The 17,406-nt window shown below is 67.8% G+C and carries 19 protein-coding genes; 2 read left to right on the forward strand and 17 right to left on the reverse strand.

Features of this window, described 5'->3' with window-relative positions:
- The 15 genes from pal to aspS all read right to left on the reverse strand — a co-directional run bounded on the left by pal (window position 1) and on the right by aspS (window position 13,596).
- Window positions 1–516, reverse strand: a complete 516-nt coding sequence (gene pal / locus ACVOK1_RS12460) for a peptidoglycan-associated lipoprotein Pal (RefSeq protein ID WP_108769723.1) — start codon at window positions 514–516, stop codon at window positions 1–3.
- A gap of 63 nt (window positions 517–579) precedes the next feature.
- Window positions 580–1,899, reverse strand: coding sequence for a Tol-Pal system beta propeller repeat protein TolB (tolB, locus tag ACVOK1_RS12465; RefSeq protein ID WP_200751231.1), 1,320 nt, complete (start codon window positions 1,897–1,899; stop codon window positions 580–582).
- A 175-nt stretch (window positions 1,900–2,074) separates the two neighbouring features.
- Window positions 2,075–3,133 carry a cell envelope integrity protein TolA gene (tolA, locus tag ACVOK1_RS12470; protein WP_481562249.1) on the reverse strand — a complete coding sequence of 353 codons (1,059 nt, stop codon included), beginning with the start codon at window positions 3,131–3,133 and terminating at the stop codon, window positions 2,075–2,077.
- The gene (gene tolR, locus ACVOK1_RS12475) at window positions 3,123–3,551 is read right to left on the reverse strand and encodes a protein TolR (RefSeq protein ID WP_164075520.1); all 429 of its coding nucleotides are present in this window, start codon (window positions 3,549–3,551) and stop codon (window positions 3,123–3,125) included. The genes tolA and tolR overlap by 11 nt, the downstream gene beginning before the upstream one ends.
- Before the next feature lie 24 nt (window positions 3,552–3,575).
- Window positions 3,576–4,355, reverse strand: coding sequence for a protein TolQ (gene tolQ, locus ACVOK1_RS12480; protein WP_108769727.1), 780 nt, complete (start codon window positions 4,353–4,355; stop codon window positions 3,576–3,578).
- A gap of 10 nt (window positions 4,356–4,365) precedes the next feature.
- Entirely contained in the window at window positions 4,366–4,797 is a 432-nt protein-coding gene (ybgC, locus tag ACVOK1_RS12485) for a tol-pal system-associated acyl-CoA thioesterase (RefSeq protein WP_079222897.1), read from the reverse strand.
- Window positions 4,787–5,827 (reverse strand): Holliday junction branch migration DNA helicase RuvB, encoded by a 1,041-nt coding sequence (gene ruvB / locus ACVOK1_RS12490; RefSeq protein ID WP_075676470.1) that lies wholly within the window; start codon window positions 5,825–5,827, stop codon window positions 4,787–4,789. The genes ybgC and ruvB overlap by 11 nt, the downstream gene beginning before the upstream one ends.
- A gap of 336 nt (window positions 5,828–6,163) precedes the next feature.
- A complete protein-coding gene (locus ACVOK1_RS12495) occupies window positions 6,164–8,083 on the reverse strand; it encodes a potassium transporter Kup (RefSeq protein ID WP_164074481.1) in 1,920 nt (639 codons plus the stop codon).
- Window positions 8,084–8,138: 55 nt separating this feature from the next.
- On the reverse strand, window positions 8,139–8,732 hold the full coding sequence (ruvA, locus tag ACVOK1_RS12500; protein WP_025874676.1) for a Holliday junction branch migration protein RuvA: 594 nt from the start codon (window positions 8,730–8,732) through the stop codon (window positions 8,139–8,141).
- A gap of 13 nt (window positions 8,733–8,745) precedes the next feature.
- The gene (gene ruvC / locus ACVOK1_RS12505) at window positions 8,746–9,267 is read right to left on the reverse strand and encodes a crossover junction endodeoxyribonuclease RuvC (protein ID WP_108769729.1); all 522 of its coding nucleotides are present in this window, start codon (window positions 9,265–9,267) and stop codon (window positions 8,746–8,748) included.
- Window positions 9,268–9,372: 105 nt separating this feature from the next.
- Window positions 9,373–10,104 carry a YebC/PmpR family DNA-binding transcriptional regulator gene (locus tag ACVOK1_RS12510; protein ID WP_108769730.1) on the reverse strand — a complete coding sequence of 244 codons (732 nt, stop codon included), beginning with the start codon at window positions 10,102–10,104 and terminating at the stop codon, window positions 9,373–9,375.
- Between the two features lie 136 nt (window positions 10,105–10,240).
- A complete protein-coding gene (locus ACVOK1_RS12515) occupies window positions 10,241–10,873 on the reverse strand; it encodes an esterase/lipase family protein (protein ID WP_108769731.1) in 633 nt (210 codons plus the stop codon).
- 77 nt (window positions 10,874–10,950) lie between these two features.
- Window positions 10,951–11,472, reverse strand: a complete 522-nt coding sequence (locus ACVOK1_RS12520; RefSeq protein ID WP_079222903.1) for a GNAT family N-acetyltransferase — start codon at window positions 11,470–11,472, stop codon at window positions 10,951–10,953.
- 32 nt (window positions 11,473–11,504) lie between these two features.
- A complete protein-coding gene (locus ACVOK1_RS12525; protein ID WP_108769733.1) occupies window positions 11,505–11,828 on the reverse strand; it encodes a DNA primase in 324 nt (107 codons plus the stop codon).
- A gap of 16 nt (window positions 11,829–11,844) precedes the next feature.
- Window positions 11,845–13,596 carry an aspartate--tRNA ligase gene (gene aspS, locus ACVOK1_RS12530; RefSeq protein ID WP_481562250.1) on the reverse strand — a complete coding sequence of 584 codons (1,752 nt, stop codon included), beginning with the start codon at window positions 13,594–13,596 and terminating at the stop codon, window positions 11,845–11,847.
- A 159-nt stretch (window positions 13,597–13,755) separates the two neighbouring features.
- Here aspS and ACVOK1_RS12535 point away from each other — a divergent pair, with 159 nt between their 5' ends.
- Entirely contained in the window at window positions 13,756–14,496 is a 741-nt protein-coding gene (locus tag ACVOK1_RS12535; RefSeq protein ID WP_481562251.1) for a DUF3011 domain-containing protein, read from the forward strand.
- A gap of 188 nt (window positions 14,497–14,684) precedes the next feature.
- On the opposite strand, the gene ACVOK1_RS12540 is transcribed toward ACVOK1_RS12535, so the two are convergent.
- Together ACVOK1_RS12540 and blaL2 are read right to left on the reverse strand one after the other, a co-directional pair.
- Window positions 14,685–15,326 (reverse strand): hypothetical protein, encoded by a 642-nt coding sequence (locus tag ACVOK1_RS12540; RefSeq protein ID WP_481562252.1) that lies wholly within the window; start codon window positions 15,324–15,326, stop codon window positions 14,685–14,687.
- A 60-nt stretch (window positions 15,327–15,386) separates the two neighbouring features.
- Window positions 15,387–16,292, reverse strand: coding sequence for a L2 family extended-spectrum class A beta-lactamase (blaL2, locus tag ACVOK1_RS12545; RefSeq protein ID WP_481562253.1), 906 nt, complete (start codon window positions 16,290–16,292; stop codon window positions 15,387–15,389).
- Between the two features lie 176 nt (window positions 16,293–16,468).
- Between blaL2 and ampR the strand changes: the two genes are divergently transcribed.
- Window positions 16,469–17,335, forward strand: coding sequence for a LysR family transcriptional regulator AmpR (gene ampR / locus ACVOK1_RS12550; RefSeq protein ID WP_108769739.1), 867 nt, complete (start codon window positions 16,469–16,471; stop codon window positions 17,333–17,335).
- Window positions 17,336–17,406: the final 71 nt, after the last annotated feature.

Raw genomic sequence — 17,406 nt, forward strand, 5'->3', positions numbered from 1 at the left:
TTACTGCGCGGTGTAGACGATTTCGACGCGACGGTTCTGCGACCAGCAGGACTCGTTCGACTCGGTGCAGACCGGACGCTCTTCACCGTAGGACACGACGGTCAGCTGCGAAGCCGAGCCACCGTTGGCCTGCAGGGCCGAGTTGACGCCGTTGCCACGACGCTCGCCCAGGGCCTGGTTGTACGCGCGCGAACCGCGCTCGTCGGTGTGGCCCTGCAGGGTGATGCGCGAGGACGGACGGTCACGCAGGTACTTGGCGTGGCAAGCCATGATGGCCTGGAATTCCGGCTTCACTTCTTCCTTGTCCAGGTCGAAGTAGACAACGCGCTGGCGCAGGCAAGCGTCGGTGTCCAGGTCACCCGGGCCGTACAGGCCGGAGGTGGCCGGAGCGGTCGGAGCGGTGGTCGAACCGGTGTCGACCGGGGCTGCCGGCTCTTCCTTCACCTTCTTCGAGCAACCGGCCAGGACGGCCACAGACAGCAGGGAAACAAGCAGAACGCGGGTGGACTTGTTCATGGCGATACCTTTGTGGCTCCTAGGCCGATGAGGGGTCAATACAGCGAAAATATTAACACTCTTTTAGCGCTGGGTACGGTATGGCGACCAAGACGGTTCGCGCACGTCACCATCGGCCAGCACCAGGCGCTGGCGGACGCGCCCATCGGCCGACACGGCATACAGCACACCACGGCCACCTTCGCGTGCGGCGTACAGCACCATGCTCGCGTTCGGGGCGAAGCTCGGCGACTCGTCCAGCGAGCCGACCGACAGGGTGTTCCAGCGCGGGGAGCCCAGCGAGCTGTCCATCACCGCGATCTTGTAGCTGTTGCCCGAGCCCTGTGCCACGGCGATCTTCTTGCCGTCATAGGACACCGAAGGCTTGGCGTTGTAGTTGCCCTGGAAGGTCACGCGCTCGGCGCTGCCGCCGCCCGCGCCCACCTTGTAGACCTGCGGACGGCCGCCGCGGTCGGAGGTGAAGTACACCGCGCTGCCGTCCGGGGCCCAGGTCGGCTCGGTGTCGATGGCGAAGTGGTTGGTCAGCTGGGTCAGCTGCTTGCTGCCCAGGTCCATCACGTAGATTTCGGGGTTGCCCGAGCGCGACAGGGTCAGGGCCAGCTTGCGGCCGTCCGGCGAGAAGGCCGGGGCGCTGTTGATGCCGCGGAAGCTGGTGACCAGCTCACGGGCGCCGGTGGAGATGTTCTGGATGTAGATGGCCGAGTTGCCACGCTCGAAGCTGACGTAGGCGAGCTTGCCGCCATCCGGGCTCCACGACGGCGACAGCAGCGGCTCGGCCGAGCGGACGATGGTCTGCGGGTTGTAGCCATCCGAGTCGGCGACCATCAGCGCGTAGCGCATGGCATCGCCCTTGCCGCTGGCGGTGACATAGGCGATGCGGGTCCAGAAGGCGCCGCGCACACCGGTGATCTTCTCGTAGATGGCATCGGCCATCTGGTGGGCCACGTCGCGCATGGCGTTGCCGCGTGCGGTCATGGCCAGGCCCAGCAGGCGCTCGCCCTTGGGCACGTCGAACAGTTCGTACTCGACGCGGTAGGCGCCGGCACCGGCGTCGATGACGCGGCCGACGACGATGTAGTTCTGCTTCAGTGCGCGCCAGGTCGGGAACTGGATCTCGCCGCCACGGGTCGGCTTTTCCACGATCTGCGCTTCGGGCAGCGTGCGGAACTGGCCCGAACGCTCCAGGTCGGCGCGGACGACGCCGGCCACATCGGTCTGCGGGGCGCCCGCCGAACCCTGGTAGGGCATCGGCACGATGGTAATCGGCAGCGCGGAGGCATTGCCGCCGATGATTTCAAGGTCAAGGCTCCTCTGCTGCGCGAAGGCAGCGAAGGGCAGCAACAGGGCCGCAAACACGGCAAGCCAGCGAGGCATCTTCTTCATGGAGCGCTCAGTAGGGGGAAACCGGTACGAGGGATAGCAAACGGCAGGTGAACCGCTTCGCAATCATGAACCAAGGGTACGTGAATTCCGGGTCAGTGCCAGGGTGCGCTCTCACGCACTGTTAACTTCAGCACCCCGCCGCGTAACGCGGACGGGGCTGTCCGAAGCGCCGCGATCAGTCCTGCGGCGTAAATGTCAGGTTGAGCGTACGCGCGAACACCGATTCAAAACCGCGATACGGCAGCGGCTGCGCATTGAGCACCGCGGCCTCGATCGAGCGCTTGCCGGCCTCGTCGTAGGGGCAGTTGGCGCCCACCTTGGCCTGCAGCACCTGGCCACCCGGAATCTGGGTGATGGTGATCTGGCAGCGCTGGCCGATCGGCACGCTGTCCGGACGCGTCCACGAGCCACGGATCTTGTTCACCAGCGCCGCAGCGTACTTCGCCGAAAGATCATCGCTGGTACCGCCACCGCCGTTGGCCGGCTGGGCCGCACCGGTGCTGCCGGCCGGGGTCGCGCCTGTGGCGTTGCGGGCGGCGGCCACCTGGCGCAGCTTCTGCTCGGCCAGCTTGGCTTCCTTCTCGGCCTGCTCGCGCTTGGCCCGGATGTCGGCGATCTTCTTCTGCCGCTCGGCCTCGGCCTTGTCGGCCGCCACCTTCTGCTGGTCAGCGATCTTCTTCTTGGCGTCCTCTTCCTGCTGCTTGGCCAGGCGCGCCTTCTGCTCGGCTTCTTCCTGGCGCTTGCGTTCGGTCAGGTCGATCTGTTCCTGGCGGCGCTTGGCTTCCTGCTCCTGCTTGGCCTTCTCCTGCGAGATGGCCAGGGCATTGGCGGCTTCCTGGTCCTTGGTATCCGGCTGCGCAACACGCTCCTGCGCCTGTTGCTGCTGCGGCGTGGGTGCGTCCTGCGGGCGCGGCTCCTCGATCGGCTGCGGCGGCGGGATGGTGTCTTCGGGCACGGGCACGGGCACCGGCTCGGCGACCGGTTCGGGCAGGTCTTCCAGCTTTTCCGACTGGCGCAGGGCCTGGCGTGCGGCGGCGGCCTCGGACGAGGACAGCGCCAGGCTGGCCTCGACCGACGGGTCACCGGCGGCGGCTTCGGTGTTGCGCTCCGGCGACCACAGCCAGGCCACGATGAAGACCAGCGCGACCAGCACGTGCACCAGCACGGCCAGCGCCAGGGGCAGGCCCCAGCCCGGTTCCTGCTTGTGCGGCGGTGGCAGGGTGTCAGCGTGCATCGGTGGCCAGGCCTACCTTTTCGATCTTGGCGCGCTTGATGACATCCATCGCGTCGACGACCTTTTCATAGGCCACGGCACGGTCGGCGGCGACGATCACGCGCACGTCCTTGTCCTGTGCAGCGATGCCGGACAGGCGGCCCAGCAGCTCCTCGGCGCTGACCGCGGTCGGCTCCTTGGCGTCGGGCAGCTTCAGGCTCAGCTGGCCGTCCTGGCGGACCGAGACGACCACCGGGTCCTGCTTGCTTTCCAGCGCCTTGGCGTTGGACTGCGGCAGGTCGACATCGAAGCTCAGGGTAAGCAGCGGCGCGGTGACCATGAAGATGATCAACAGCACCAGCATGACGTCGATGTAGGGAACGACGTTGATTTCCGATTTCAGCTTGCGGCGCTTGCGGCGACCGATGGCAGCGGACATGGCTTGGACTCCCGGGTCAGTCGCTTACTCGTCGCCAGCGCTCTGGCGCTGCAGGATGGAGCTGAACTCTTCGGCGAAGGTTTCGAACCGCACCGACATGCGTTCCACGCGGGTGGTGAAGCGGTTGTAGGCCCACACAGCCGGAATCGCCACGAACAGGCCGATGGCGGTGGCGAACAGCGCTTCGGAGATACCCGGGGCGACGGCTGCGATGCCGGCCTGGGCACCGCTGCTGATCATGTCGTGCATGGTCACCATGATGCCGAACACGGTGCCGACCAGGCCCACGTACGGGGCGGTGGAGCCGATGTTGGCCAGCAGTTCGAGGTTGCGCTCGAGCTGGTCCACTTCACGGGTGTAGGTGGTGCGCATGGCGCGCTGGGCACCTTCCAGCTGCGCGCGGCCGTCCAGGCGACGCTTGTCGCGCAGGCGGCTGTACTCGCGGAAACCGGATTCGAAGATGGCTTCCAGGCCGCCGACATTGCGGCTGCGGTCGGTGGCCGAGCTGTACAGCTTGCCCAGGTCGGCGCCGGACCAGAAGCGGTTCTCGAACTCGTCGGCTTCGCGGGTGGCCTGCTTGAACACGCGGGCCTTGCGGAAAATGATCACCCAGCTGACGAACGAGCCGATCAGCAGCAGCAGCACGATGAGCTTCACCGGCAGGCTGGCCTTGGCCATCAGTTCGAGGTAGTTGATGCCGCCGCCGGTGGTGGCCTGGGCAAGGGTCTGGGTCGCGGCGTTGCTGACATCGGCCGGCAGTGCCTCGGTGACCGTGGCCTGCAGGGCCAGGAGCGTTGCGATCATCCGTTGTTCCTCAAAGTTCGGATTCGGGGTGGAGGTAGGGTTGCAGCGCGGCAAGGACGGGTTCGTCCATGCCACGCGGGCGGAAACTGGCCGCGTCCAGTGCGGCGATGCGGACCTGGGCCGACAGCAGAAGCTCGCCGTCGCGCTCGACCCGCTGGTCGAAGACCATGCTGGCCTTCTTCAGCTGGACCAGGGTGGCGCTCACCTGCAGGGCGTCATCCAGCCGGGCCGGCTTGATGAAGTCCATCTGCATCGAACGCACCGCGAACACCATGCCGTGCTCGCTGCGCATGCGCTCCTGGCCGTAGCCCAGCGCGCGCATCCATTCGGTCCGGGCCCGTTCCATGAAGGCCACGTAGCGGGCGTGGTAGACCACCCCGCCAGCGTCCGTATCTTCCCAGTAAATGCGTGTCGGCCAACTGAATCGGGGCTCAACCGACATCGGGAACCTCCGCAAACAGGTCCTGCGGCGGGTTCTTCGGCTTCAATCCCATGTGCCGGTAGGCCTTGTGGGTGGCCATGCGGCCGCGCGCGGTGCGCACCAGGAAGCCCTGCTGGATCAGGTAGGGTTCGACCACGTCCTCCAGGGTGCCGCGCTCTTCGGACAGGGCCGCGGCCAGCGACTCGATGCCCACCGGGCCGCCGTCGAAGTAGTCGACCATGGTCTTCAGCAGGCGCCGATCGAGCTCGTCGAAGCCTTCCGGGTCGACCTTGAGCATCTTCATGGCGGCCTGGGCGACGGCTTCGTCGATGTGGCCACCGGCCTTGACCTGGGCGTAGTCGCGCACGCGGCGCAGCAGTCGGTTGGCGATACGCGGGGTGCCACGCGCGCGACGGGCGATCTCCCCTGCCCCGTCGGCCGTGCAGTCGATGGCCAGGATGGCCGCCGAACGGCGCACGATGCGGGTCAATTCCTCGACGCTGTAGAACTCCAGGCGCTGGACGATGCCGAAGCGGTCGCGCAGCGGCGCGGTCAGCAGGCCGGCACGCGTGGTGGCGCCGATCAGGGTGAACGGCGGCAGGTCGATCTTGATCGAGCGGGCCGCGGGGCCCTCGCCGATCATGATGTCGATCTGGAAATCTTCCATTGCCGGGTACAGCACTTCCTCGACCACCGGCGACAGGCGGTGGATTTCATCGATGAAGAGCACGTCGTGCGGCTGCAGGTTGGTCAGCAGCGCGGCGAGGTCGCCGGCCTTTTCGATGACCGGGCCGGAGGTCACCCGCAGCGCCACGCCCAGTTCGTTGGCGATGACATGGCTGAGGGTGGTCTTGCCGAGGCCCGGTGGGCCGAAGATCAGCACGTGGTCGAGCGCGTCGCCACGGGCCTTGGCCGCTTCGATGTAGATTTCCAGCTGCTCGCGCACCGGCGCCTGGCCGAGGTAATCGGCCAGGCGCTTGGGTCGGATGCTGGCGTCGGCGGCGTCATCCTCGCGGGTGGCGCCGGCGCCGATGATGCGATCGTCGGTCATGTGCTGATTATGCGGCAAAAGTACGGGTTTCGGCCGGGCTGCGCCCGGCACCCGCAGAGGCAACGGCAACATCCAGAGCAACAGCCGAAGCGGGCTTCCTGGGGAATGGCGGGGTGGGTCCGGTTTCAGGCGCGCGCCGCCTCCGCAAGTAGAGAGCCCCCTTGTTGTTCAAGGGGGCGCGCCGACAGGCGGGGGGATAAGGTGGAATGCGCGGAACGCCGGCGCCAAAGGCGCCTGCGTTTCAAGGGGGCGCGCCGACAGGCGGGGGGATAAGGTGGAATGCGCGCGGGGCCCGCGGTTTGCGCAGCAAATCGTGGGACGTAGCGCAGGTGGAGATTAAATCTCGACCTGGGCACCCAGTTCTACCAGGCGATTGCCCGGGATGCGGAAGAAGCCCGTCGCCGGGGCGGCGTTGCGATGCATCAGCGCGAACAGCTTGTCGCGCCAGATCGGCATGCCGCGGTTGGCGGTGGCGACGATGGTTTCGCGGCTGGCGAAGAACGTGGTGTCCATCGGGTCGAAATAGATGCCGCCGTGGTCGCACGAACGCATCAGCGCCAGCGGCACGTCCGGGGTCTCCATGAAACCAAAGCGGACGTAGACCCGGTAGAACTCGTCGCCCACCGATTCGATCTTCAGCCGCTGCCCTTCCACCGCATAGGGAATGGGCAGGGTTTCCACGTGCAGGAACACGTTGCGCTCGTGCAGCACCTTGTTGTGCTTGAGGTTGTGCATCAGCGCATGCGGGGCCACGGTCGGGTCGGCGGTGAGGAACACCGCGGTGCCCGGCACGCGCACCGGCGGCGCCAGCATCAGGCCCGGCAGGAAGGTGTCGATGCGGATGCCGTCCTTGCGGATCTCATCGCGCAGCAGCTCGCGGCCACGGCGCCAGGTGCGCATCATGGTGAACAGGAAGATGCCCAGCACCACCGGGAACCACGCGCCCTGCAGCAGCTTGGCGCCGTTGGCGATGACGAAGCCCAGGTCGATGATGAAGAACACCACGCACAGCGGCAGGATCCAGTTGCGTGCCTTCGGCCACAGCGAGCGGGCCACCAGGGCCAGCAGCAGGGTGTCGATGAGCATGGTGGCCGACACCGAGATGCCGTAGGCCACGGCCAGGTTGGACGAGCTGCGGAACGCCAGCACCAGGCCGATGACCATCACCGCGATGCCCCAGTTGATGCCGGGGATGTAGATCTGGCCGATGGTGTCGTGCGAGGTGTGCTTGATGCGCATGCGCGGGATGTAGCCCAGCTGCATCGCCTGGCGCGACACCGAGAACGCACCGGTGATGACCGACTGCGAGGCGATGACCGCGGCCATGGTGGCCAGGATGATCATCGGGTACAGCGCCCAGTCCGGCACGGCCTCGAAGAACGGGTTCTTCACCGCCTCCGGATGGTTGAGCACCAGCGCGCCCTGCCCCAGGTAGTTCAGCACCAGGCATGGCAGCACGAAGAAATACCACGCATGACGGATGGGCTTGGCGCCGAAGTGGCCCATGTCGGCGTACAGCGCTTCGCCACCGGTCACCGCCAGTACCACCGCGCCGAGGATGAAGATGCCGTGCCAGCTGTGGTCCATGAAGAAGCGGATGGCCCACCACGGGTTGAAGGCCTTCAGCACTTCCGGTGAATCGACGATGTTGTAGATGCCGATGGCGGCCAGCGAAATGAACCAGATCGAGGTGATCGGCCCGAACAGCTTGCCGATCTTCTCGGTACCAAAGCGCTGCACCGCGAACACAGCCAGCAGCACCACGACCGTGATGGGCACGATGAAGGCATGCAGGCCCGGGGCCGCCACCTCCAGGCCTTCCACCGCGCCGAGCACGGAAATCGCCGGGGTGATCACACCATCGCCGAAGAACAGCGAGGCACCGAAGATACCGAGGATGCCGACCACGTACGCCGAGCGCGACCCGTTGCGCAGGGTGCGCTGGGTCAGCGCCATCAGCGCCATGATGCCGCCCTCGCCGTCATTGTCGGCGCGCATGATGATGGTCACGTACTTCAGGGTGACCACGATGTTGAGCGCCCAGAACGCCAGCGACAGCACGCCCAGCACGGTGTCGTGGTCGCTGTTGAGCCCGTAGTGCGGCGAGAACGCCTCTTTCAGGGTGTACAGCGGGCTGGTACCGATATCGCCGAAGACCACGCCGATCGCACCGATGATCAGCGCCAATCCCCCGGCCGGGGGGGCGTGACCATGGCCGCCGGGGGCGGCTGCGTGCGGGGTTTGACTGCTGGACATGGGACTCCTGGCGAAGCTCAGGCGATGGGGGAATGGGAAAAGACCAGCGCGCGCTTCAGCGCAGCGCCGACTGCAGGGCCTTGCGGATGACGGTGGCCACTTCGTCGCCTTCATTGAAGGCTTCGCGGGCCATGCGCGCCGCTTCGGTCGGCTTGTAGCCCAGCTGCTGCAGGGCCACGGTGGCGTCGGACAGCGGATCGGCCGGGGCCGGGCCGCTGCCGGTGGGCAGTGCGCCGCCGGCACCGAACTGGGCGGCGCGGTCGCGCAGCTCCAGCACCATGCGCTCGGCGGTCTTCTTGCCGATGCCCGGGATGCGGGTCAGTGCGGTGATGTCACCGGCCTGGACCATGCGCGCGAATTCCTCGACGGTGACGCCGGACAGCACGGCCAGCGCGATCTTCGCGCCGATGCCACTGACCTTCTGCACGTCGCGGAACAGGCGGCGCTCGCCCTCGCGCAGGAAGCCGTACAGCGAGACGCTGTCTTCCTTCTGCGAGTAATGGGTGTACAGGGTGACCTCGCGGCCGAGTTCGGGCAGGTCGTAGAAGGTGCTCATCGGCGCCTCCAGTTCGTAGCCCACCCCGTTCACGTCCACCACCAGCCACGGCGGTGCCTTGTAGGCGACGATGCCGCGCAGTCGACCGATCATTGCGTGCAGCTCCTCATTTGCGGCCCCAGGCCTGGCGGGCACTGAGCCCCAGGCGGTTGGCCGTCGCCCTTACGTGGGCATGGGTGATTGCCACCGCCAACGCGTCGGCCGCGTCGGCCTGCAGCTTGGTTTTCAGGTTGAGCATGAGCCCGACCATGTGTTGAACCTGTTGCTTTTCGGCGCCACCGCGGCCGACCACGGCCAGCTTGATCTCGCTGGCGGCGTATTCGTGCACCGGCAGGTCGCGCAGGACCACCGCCGAGATGGCCGCGCCACGGGCCTGGCCCAGCTTCAGAGCCGAATCGGGGTTGCGGGCCATGAAGACCTTTTCAATGGCCACTTCGTCCGGCTGGTACGTCTGGCACAGATCGGCCAGGCCCAGCACCAGCAGCTTCATGCGCTGGGGGAAATCGTCGGCGCCCAGCAGCACCAGCGGCTGGTGATGCACGTGGCTGACCTTGCCGGCGGCGTCGACATCAATGATGCCGACCCCGGTCCGCTGGGAACCGGGGTCGATGCCGAGGATGCGGGTCATGCGGCACTCCTGGCCGGGTGGAACGGGAAACGCTGGCAGGCGTATGGGCTCATGACTGTCCGCGGTGACCGTTCAACGGCCCGCGCCCAGACCGTCTGGGACGGCTCAGGCGTAGGCGTCGGCGCCGAGTTCGGCGTTGGAGTACACGTCCTGCACGTCGTCCAGATCTTCCAGCATGTCCAGCAGCTTCTTGACCTGCAGGGCGACGTCGCCCTCGACCTTGATGTCGTTGTCCGCGCGGAAGGTGATCTCGGCGTGGTCGGCGACATGGCCGGCCGCGGCCATTCCGTCCTTGACCGCGTTGAACGCGTCCGGGCTGGTGACCACGTCGATCGCGCCGTCTTCCGGGTAGACCACGATGTCGTCGGCGCCGGCCTCGATGGCCGCTTCGGTGATCGCTTCTTCATCGGCACCGGCGGCGAAATGCAGCACGCCCAGGCGCTTGAACATGAAGGCGACCGAGCCTTCGGTGCCCATGTTGCCGCCGCACTTGCTGAACGCGTGGCGGACATCGGCCACGGTACGCACGCGGTTGTCGGTCAGGCAGTCGACGATGACGGCGACGCCGCCCGGGGCGTAGCCCTCGTAGCGGATTTCCTCGTAATCGACGCCTTCCAGTTCACCGGTGGCCTTCTTGATGGCGCGTTCGATCACGTCCTTGGACATGTTCACGCTCAGACCCTTGTCCATGGCAACGCGCAGGCGCGGGTTGTTGTTGGGGTCGCCTCCACCGCCGCGCGCGGCAACGCCGATCTCGCGGATGATCTTGGTGAAAATCTTGCCGCGCTTCGCGTCAGACGCGTTTTTGCGGTTTTCGATCGAGGGACCTCTTCCCATGGGTGTTACCGTCTGGCTGCTTCAGGATCAAGGCGCGGATTCTACCTGATCGGCGGCGGCAACCGTGTCTAGGGCGGGCAGATGCCGCCGGGAACGATGCCCCACGGTAGCGCCGGGCCATGCCCGGCGGATCGCATTACGCCGCCGCGGCGTCGCGGCTGTGGTCGAACTGGCCGTGGCGCAGGAAATGCGCGGTCTGCCGCGCGGCATCGGGCGATACCACCAGGCCGCTGTGGCTGGTGCGCACCACGCAGTGGTCGGCCAGGCCCGGGAGCTGGGTCTCGGCCAGGGCCACGGTGCCGTCGGATACGTCATCCAGCGCCCCCAGCAGGCTGCCCAGCCCGTGCGGCACCGAGCCGGCGATCAGGCCGACCTTCGCCCTGCCCTGCCAGTCGGGCAGGCCATCGAGAAGCAGTTCGCTGCTGCGCCCCAGGGCCAGGCCCCAGCCATGGTCGGACAGCGAGCGCGCCGTGCCGCTGCCGCGCAGCGGCGAGCCCAGGCAGACCACGCGCTGCACGTCCAGCTGCGGCTGGCGGCGCAGGGCCTCCAGCGCCAGCAGGCCGCCCAGGCTGTGGCCGACCAGCGACAGCGGGCCGGCGTCGGCCAGCCGCTCCAGCAGCTGCGGCACGGCCACATCGGGGCCACCGAAGATGGAGGGGTAACCGAAGGTATGCACCTGGAAACCACGGGCGCGCAGGCGCCAGGCCAGTGGCCCGACCCAGGCGCGGGCGTTCCAGATGCCGTGCAGCAGCAGTACGGGGGGAGTCATGCGTTACAGCCTGGCGTTCGGCGGGGCGGGACGTACGGTGATTGAACAGAATCGACCGGCAAGCGCCGGTGAACATCTCACGCCGGACGCGGAACCCGGCGCAGGATGAATTCCAGGTCGTTGGTTTCGCCGACCGGGAACAGGTACTCGCCGGCTTTCTCGAAGCCGTAGCGGGCATAGAAGCGCTGGGCGCCGAAGTTTTCCGACCACACCCCCAGCCACAGGGTGCGCGGGCCGTCCTGTTCCAGCCAGGCCAGTGCGGTTTCCAGCAGGCGGCTGCCCCAGCCACAACTCTGCTGGGTCTTGATCAGGTACAGGCGCTTGAGCTCACCGTCACCGGGCTTCACGTCCGGGTGCGGCAGCCCGCAGGGGCCGGCGGCGGCATGGCCGACCGCCTCCCCGTCCAGCTCCAGCAGCCACACCGCGTAATCGGGGTGGGCCAGGATCGTGCGCTGCCGTTCCACCGTATAGGACTCCTCGAGGAAGTCCTGCAGGTGCTGCGGCGGGTACAGATGGCCGAAGGTCTCGGTGAACGTGCGGGCAGCCAGCGCCGACAGGGTCGGCGCGTCGTCCACGGTGGCGCGGCGGATGGAATACATGGGTCGAGTGGACGCCAGGGCGACGGTCGGGGTCAAGCCCGTTCCGACGACTCGGTTTCGTCCTCTTCTTCCTCGTCCTCTTCCTCGTATTCCTCTTCGTCCTCGTCCTCGCCTTCTTCTTCCTCGTCCTCGTCGAACTCTTCCTCTTCGTCGTCCTCGTAATCCTCGACGCCGAAGTCTTCACCGTCCCAACGGCCTTCGCCGTCGGCGACGAAGGTCAGGGCCATCGCCGCCGGGTTGTTTCCGACACGGACCAGCCAACCACCGAAGACGCGTGCACGCTCGGTGACCAGGTTGGCCTCGGAGCCTTCATTGCCCAGCTTTTCCCACTCCAGCGAAAACGCAAACTCGGTCATTGCCTGGATCTCCTGATCAGTTGGTCTTGGGGCGAACCTGGATGTGCACTTCGGCCAGCTGCGTATCGACGATCGGCGACGGCGCATGGGTCATCAGGTCCTGCGCACCGGTGGTCTTCGGGAACGGGATGACGTCGCGGATCGACTCGGTGCCGGCCATCAGGGCGGCGATGCGGTCGATGCCGAAGGCGATGCCGCCGTGCGGCGGTGCGCCGTAGTTCAACGCGTCGAGCAGGAAGCCGAACTTGGCACGGGCCTCTTCGGCACCGATGCCCAGCAGCTCGAACACCGCGCTCTGCATGTCCGGGCGGTGGATACGGATCGAGCCGCCGCCGATTTCATTGCCGTTGAGCACCATGTCGTAGCCGCGCGACACGGCGGTACGGGCGTTGGCGCGCAGGTCGGCGATGTCGTCCACGGCCGGCGCGGTGAAGGGGTGATGCAGGGCGACGTAGCGCTGGTCTTCCTCGTCCCATTCGAACATCGGGAAGTCGGTGACCCACAGCGGGGCCCATCCGTCGGCGACCAGGCCGAAGTCCTTGCCGGCCTTCAGGCGCAGGGCGCCCATGAAGTCGGACACCTTGTTGTAGCCACCGGCACCGAAGAACACGATGTCGCCGTTGCCGGCGCCGACGTGGGCGACCAGCGCGGCGAACGATGCTTCGCTGAAGAACTTCTGGATCGGCGAGCTGACTTCGCCGTTGTCGGCGATCTTGATGTAGGCCAGGCCCTTGGCGCCGTACTTGGCGGCGTGCGCGGCGTATTCGTCGATCTGCTTGCGCGACAGGGTGGCGCCACCCGGGATGCGCAGCGCGGCCACGCGGCCTTCGGCGTCATTGGCCGGGCCGGTGAACACGGCGAACTCGCTGTCCTTGACCAGCTCGGCCACGTCCACCAGTTCCAGCGCGATGCGCAGGTCCGGCTTGTCCGAACCGTAGCGACGCATCGCCTCGGCCCAGGTCATGCGCGGGAAGGTGGCGGCCAGCTCGACGTCGACCACTTCCTTGAAGATGGCGCGGATCATCGACTCGACGAAGTCCTGCACGTCCTGCTCGCGGACGAAGGCGAATTCCATGTCCAGCTGGGTGAATTCCAGCTGGCGGTCGGCACGCAGGGCCTCGTCGCGGAAGCAGCGCGCGATCTGGTAGTAACGGTCGAAGCCGGCCACCATCAGGATCTGCTTGAACAGCTGCGGGCTCTGCGGCAAGGCGTAGAACTCGCCCGGGTGCATGCGCGCCGGCACCAGGAAGTCGCGCGCGCCTTCCGGGGTGGCCTTGGTCAGGATCGGGGTTTCAATGTCCTGGAAGCCGCGCTCGTCCAGGTGGCGGCGCAGGGCCTGCACCAGCTTGATGCGGGTGCGCTGCATGCGCTGCATTTCAGGGCGGCGCAGGTCCAGGTAGCGGTACTTCAGGCGGGTGTCTTCGCCCGGGTTCTCGTGCGCGTGGAACGGCAGCGGCGCAGCCTTGTTCAGCACGGTGATGGCGGTGGCGATCACTTCCACCTTGCCGGTGGCGATCTTGTCGTTCACCGCGTGGCGGGCGCGCACCACGCCTTCGACCTGCAGCACGTCTTCATAGCCCAGCGAGGCGGCCACGGCGAACACTTCGGCGTTGTCGACCTCGACGGTCACCTGCACGATGCCTTCATGATCGCGGAGATCGATGAAGCAGACGCCGCCCTGGTTACGGGCCACGTCGGTCCAGCCGGCGAGGGTGACAGTCTGGCCAATCAGGGTCTCATCGACCAGGCCGCAGAAGTGGGTACGCATGGGGGGAAAGCTCCGCTGGAGAACGCCGGCGCCCGACGGGGACCGGAAAGCCCCGTATTCTGCGGCCGAGGCCCCGGCCGGGGCAAATGCGGACAGTCACACGGGCTTTATCCGCCCCGTCCTTATAGTCGCGCACCACACACCGTATGGGGATTCGCCATGAAACCGCTGTCCCTGGCCAGCCTGGCCCTGACCTTGTCCGTGGGCGGCCTTGCCGGCTTCGCCCTGCCCGTCGCCCCCGCCGCTGCGCAGAACGGCGTCGTCCGCTGCGAGAGCCAGAACAACCGCGAGCGGGTCTGCAACACCGGCTGGCGCAGCGCGCAGATGGTGCGCCAGCTGTCCGGCTCGTCCTGCGTGGAGGGCCGCACCTGGGGCAGCCGCAACGGCAGCATCTGGGTCAGCAATGGCTGCCGGGCCGAGTTCGTCGAGGGCCGCGGCGGCTGGGGCGGTGGCAATGGCGGCAACTGGGGCTCTCGCAGCGGCGGCACCATCCGCTGCGAGAGCCAGGACAACCGCGAGCGCACCTGCCCGACCAACTGGCGCGGCGCGACCCTGGTCCGGCAGATTTCCGGCTCGGCCTGCGTGGAGGGCCAGACCTGGGGCGTGCGGCGCGGCAGCATCTGGGTCAACCGCGGCTGCCGCGGCGAGTTCGCCGAATCGCGTGGCGGCTGGGGCGGCGGCAATGGCGGCAACTGGGGCGGCGGCAACAGCAACTACTCCATCACCTGCAGCAGCAACAACAATCGCACCCAGAACTGCGACTGGGATGAGCGCCAGGGCCGCCCGGTGCTGCAGCAGCAGCTGTCCGGCAGCGCCTGTCAGGAAGGCCGCAGCTGGGGCTATTCGCGTGGGCAGGTGTGGGTGAGCAACGGCTGCCGGGCGCGCTTCGGGACCCGTTGAGGGAAGGGTCGGATCCCTGGCCAACGGCCAGGGCTCTGACCCTGTCGCTTGATGCCTGGGAGGGGTCAGAGCCCTTGCCTGCGGCAAGGGATCCGACCCCGTGCGGGTCAGGGCCGCGGGAAGGGTCGGATGCCTGGGAAGGGGTCAGAGCCCTTGCCTGCGGCAAGGGATCCAACCCCGCGTGCCGGTCAGGGCGCCGGCGGAGCCTGGTCGCCCCACGGGGCCGGCGGCAGCGGCACCGGCGTGCTGAGGTCGAATTCGACGCGGAAGCGGCGCCCCTCCGGCCGGGTCAGCTCATAGACGAAGCGCTGGTCCGGTTCGATCTCCATTGCCCAGGTGTTGTGGGTCGAGGCCAGCATGTCGGCGCGGCGGAACATCGCCACCGATTCGCCATCGGCCGGGAACTGCTGGCGCTCGGCGGTGCCCGGCGGCTTGCTGTCGCCGCCATACAGGGTGATCGCATCCGGGCTGCCATCGGCATGGCGGTGGTCGTGCTTGAGCTTCAGCCCGTTCTCGGTGCGGGTAACGATCCAGGTCCGCGAATGGTCATCGCCGACATGGAACGGAATGCGCAGTTCATGCCCCGGTTCGGCGCAGCCACGCACATGCATCACCAGGCGCTTGCCGGCGAAGGGATCCTCGCCGGTCGGTGCCGGGGTGTCTTCCACCACCTTGCCGGCGTAGGCCTGACCGCAGTGGGCGGCGATGGCCGCCATGAACGCATCGGCCGGGGCCGTGGACAGGTCGTGGTTGATCGCAGGCGGCTGCTGCGAACAGGCGGCCAGGCTGCACAGCGCGGCAACGGAAAGCAGAGGGGCACGTACATTCATGCCCCAACCCTAACGGCCATGCCCGGCAGGCGCAAACCGCAGCGCCCTGCCGCGCGCGTCTCAGGCAATCATCGCGTCGGCCAGCGCACCGACCCGCGCCAGCACCGCCGCACGCTGGTCTTCGTCCACCGAGGCCCCCTGCAGATACGCCGTCACCACCCATGGCTTACCGCCGGCACGCGGCCACAGCACGGCGATGTCGTTGCGGGTGTCCTCGCCATTGCTGCCGGTCTTGTCACCCACCCGCCAGCGTTTGCCGAGGCCGGCACGCAGGCAGGCATCGCCGGTCTGGTTGTCGATCAGCCAGTCGGCGAGCTGCAGCCGGGATTTTTCCGACAGACCATCCCCCACTGCGAAGCGGGCCAGGCTGGTCGCCATCGCCGCGGGGCTGGTGGTATCGCGCGGATCACCCTTGGCGAACCGGTTCATGTCCGGCTCGTAACGGTCGTTGCGGGTGACCGTGTCACCCTGCGCGCGCAGGAAGGCGGTCAGCGCCGACGGGCCACCATTCACGCCCAGCAGCAGGTTGGCAGCGGTGTTGTCGCTGGTGGTCAGCGTGCCGCGGCACAGGTCGCGCACGCTCAGGTCCTTGCCGACGTGGCGGCGGGCCACCGGGGCGTAGGACAGCAGGTCTTTTTCGGCGATCGGCACGCGGGTGTCCAGCGAGACGCGGCCGGCGTCGGCCAGGCTCAGCACATGGGCCACCAGCATCGACTTGAACGTGCTGCACATCGGGAAGCGCTCGTCCTGGCGATGCCCGCCGATGCGACGGCCGCTGCCGGTGTCGAGCACGGTCACGCCCAGGCGGCCACCACTGGCCTTTTCCAGCGCGGCGAAATCGGCGGCGCTGGCAATCGCGGCAGGCGCACCTGGCGCGGGGCCGGCGGCCCGCGCCAATGCGGGCGCAAGCAGGGAGGATGCGAGGGCGGCACCACTGAACTGCAGGAATCGACGGCGGGCGTGCATGGGCGGGCTCCGGTAGACGAGACCCGATTATTGGGAGTCTGCTACCGCTGCCACCAGCGGGAATTTTCAGGGACAGGCATGAATTTCATTCATGCCTGTCGCTAGAAAACCCGCGCCATGGCGAAGTCGTGACCGGTCGCGCTAGGATCAGCCATCACCCCGCCTCACCCCTGGCCATGCTGCACCCTACCCTGCCGCTCAACGCCCTGCGCGCCTTCGAGGCTGCCGCCCGGCACCAGAACTTCACCCGCGCGGCCCTGGAGCTGTGCGTCAGCCAGGCCGCGCTCAGCCACCAGATCCGCGGTCTGGAAGACCGGCTGGGCATCCGCCTGTTCCACCGACTGCCGCGCGGGGTGGCCCTGACCGACGAGGGCGCGGCGCTGTTCCCGGTGCTCAATGAGTCCTTCGAGCGCATCTCGGCCAGCATCGCCCGCTACACCGGTGGCCCGGCGCGCGAAGTGCTGACTCTGGGCGTGGTCGGCACCTTCGCCACCGGTTGGCTGCTGCCGCGGCTGGCGGCCTTTGAAGCGGCGCACCCGGATATCGAGCTGCGCCTGCAGACCCACAACAACCGCATCGATTTGGCTGGCGAGGGCCTGGACCTGGCGATCCGCTTCGGCGACGGCGACTGGCAGGGCCAGGCCTGTACGGCGATCCTCGATGCGCCGTTCGCGCCGTTGTGTGCACCGGCGCTGGCGCGACGGCTGAAGCAGCCGCGCGACCTGGGAACGGTGCCGCTGCTGCGCTCCTACCGCAGCGATGAGTGGCCGCGCTGGCTGCAGACGGCCGGAGTGAGCGGCGTAGAAGCGCGTGGGCCGGTGTTCGATTCGTCGCTGACCGTGGCGATGGCCGCGGCCGGTGGCGCCGGCGTCGCCCTGCTGCCGCTGCGCATGTTCGAGCAGGAACTGGCCGAAGGCCGCCTGCTGCAGCCGTTCGCGACCACGCTGGAACTGGGCCGCTACTGGCTGACGCGGCTGCGCTCGCGCGCCGAACGCGAACCCGCCCGCCGCTTCCGCGAGTGGCTGCAGGCGCAGGGCGGGTAACCTCGCCGGGCGAGGGCCCGCCCAGCCCGGAAAAGGCGCCCACTGAGGGCCCCGCCCAAACCCCCCCCACC

It is taken from the genome of Stenotrophomonas sp. STEN087, assembly GCF_056759115.1.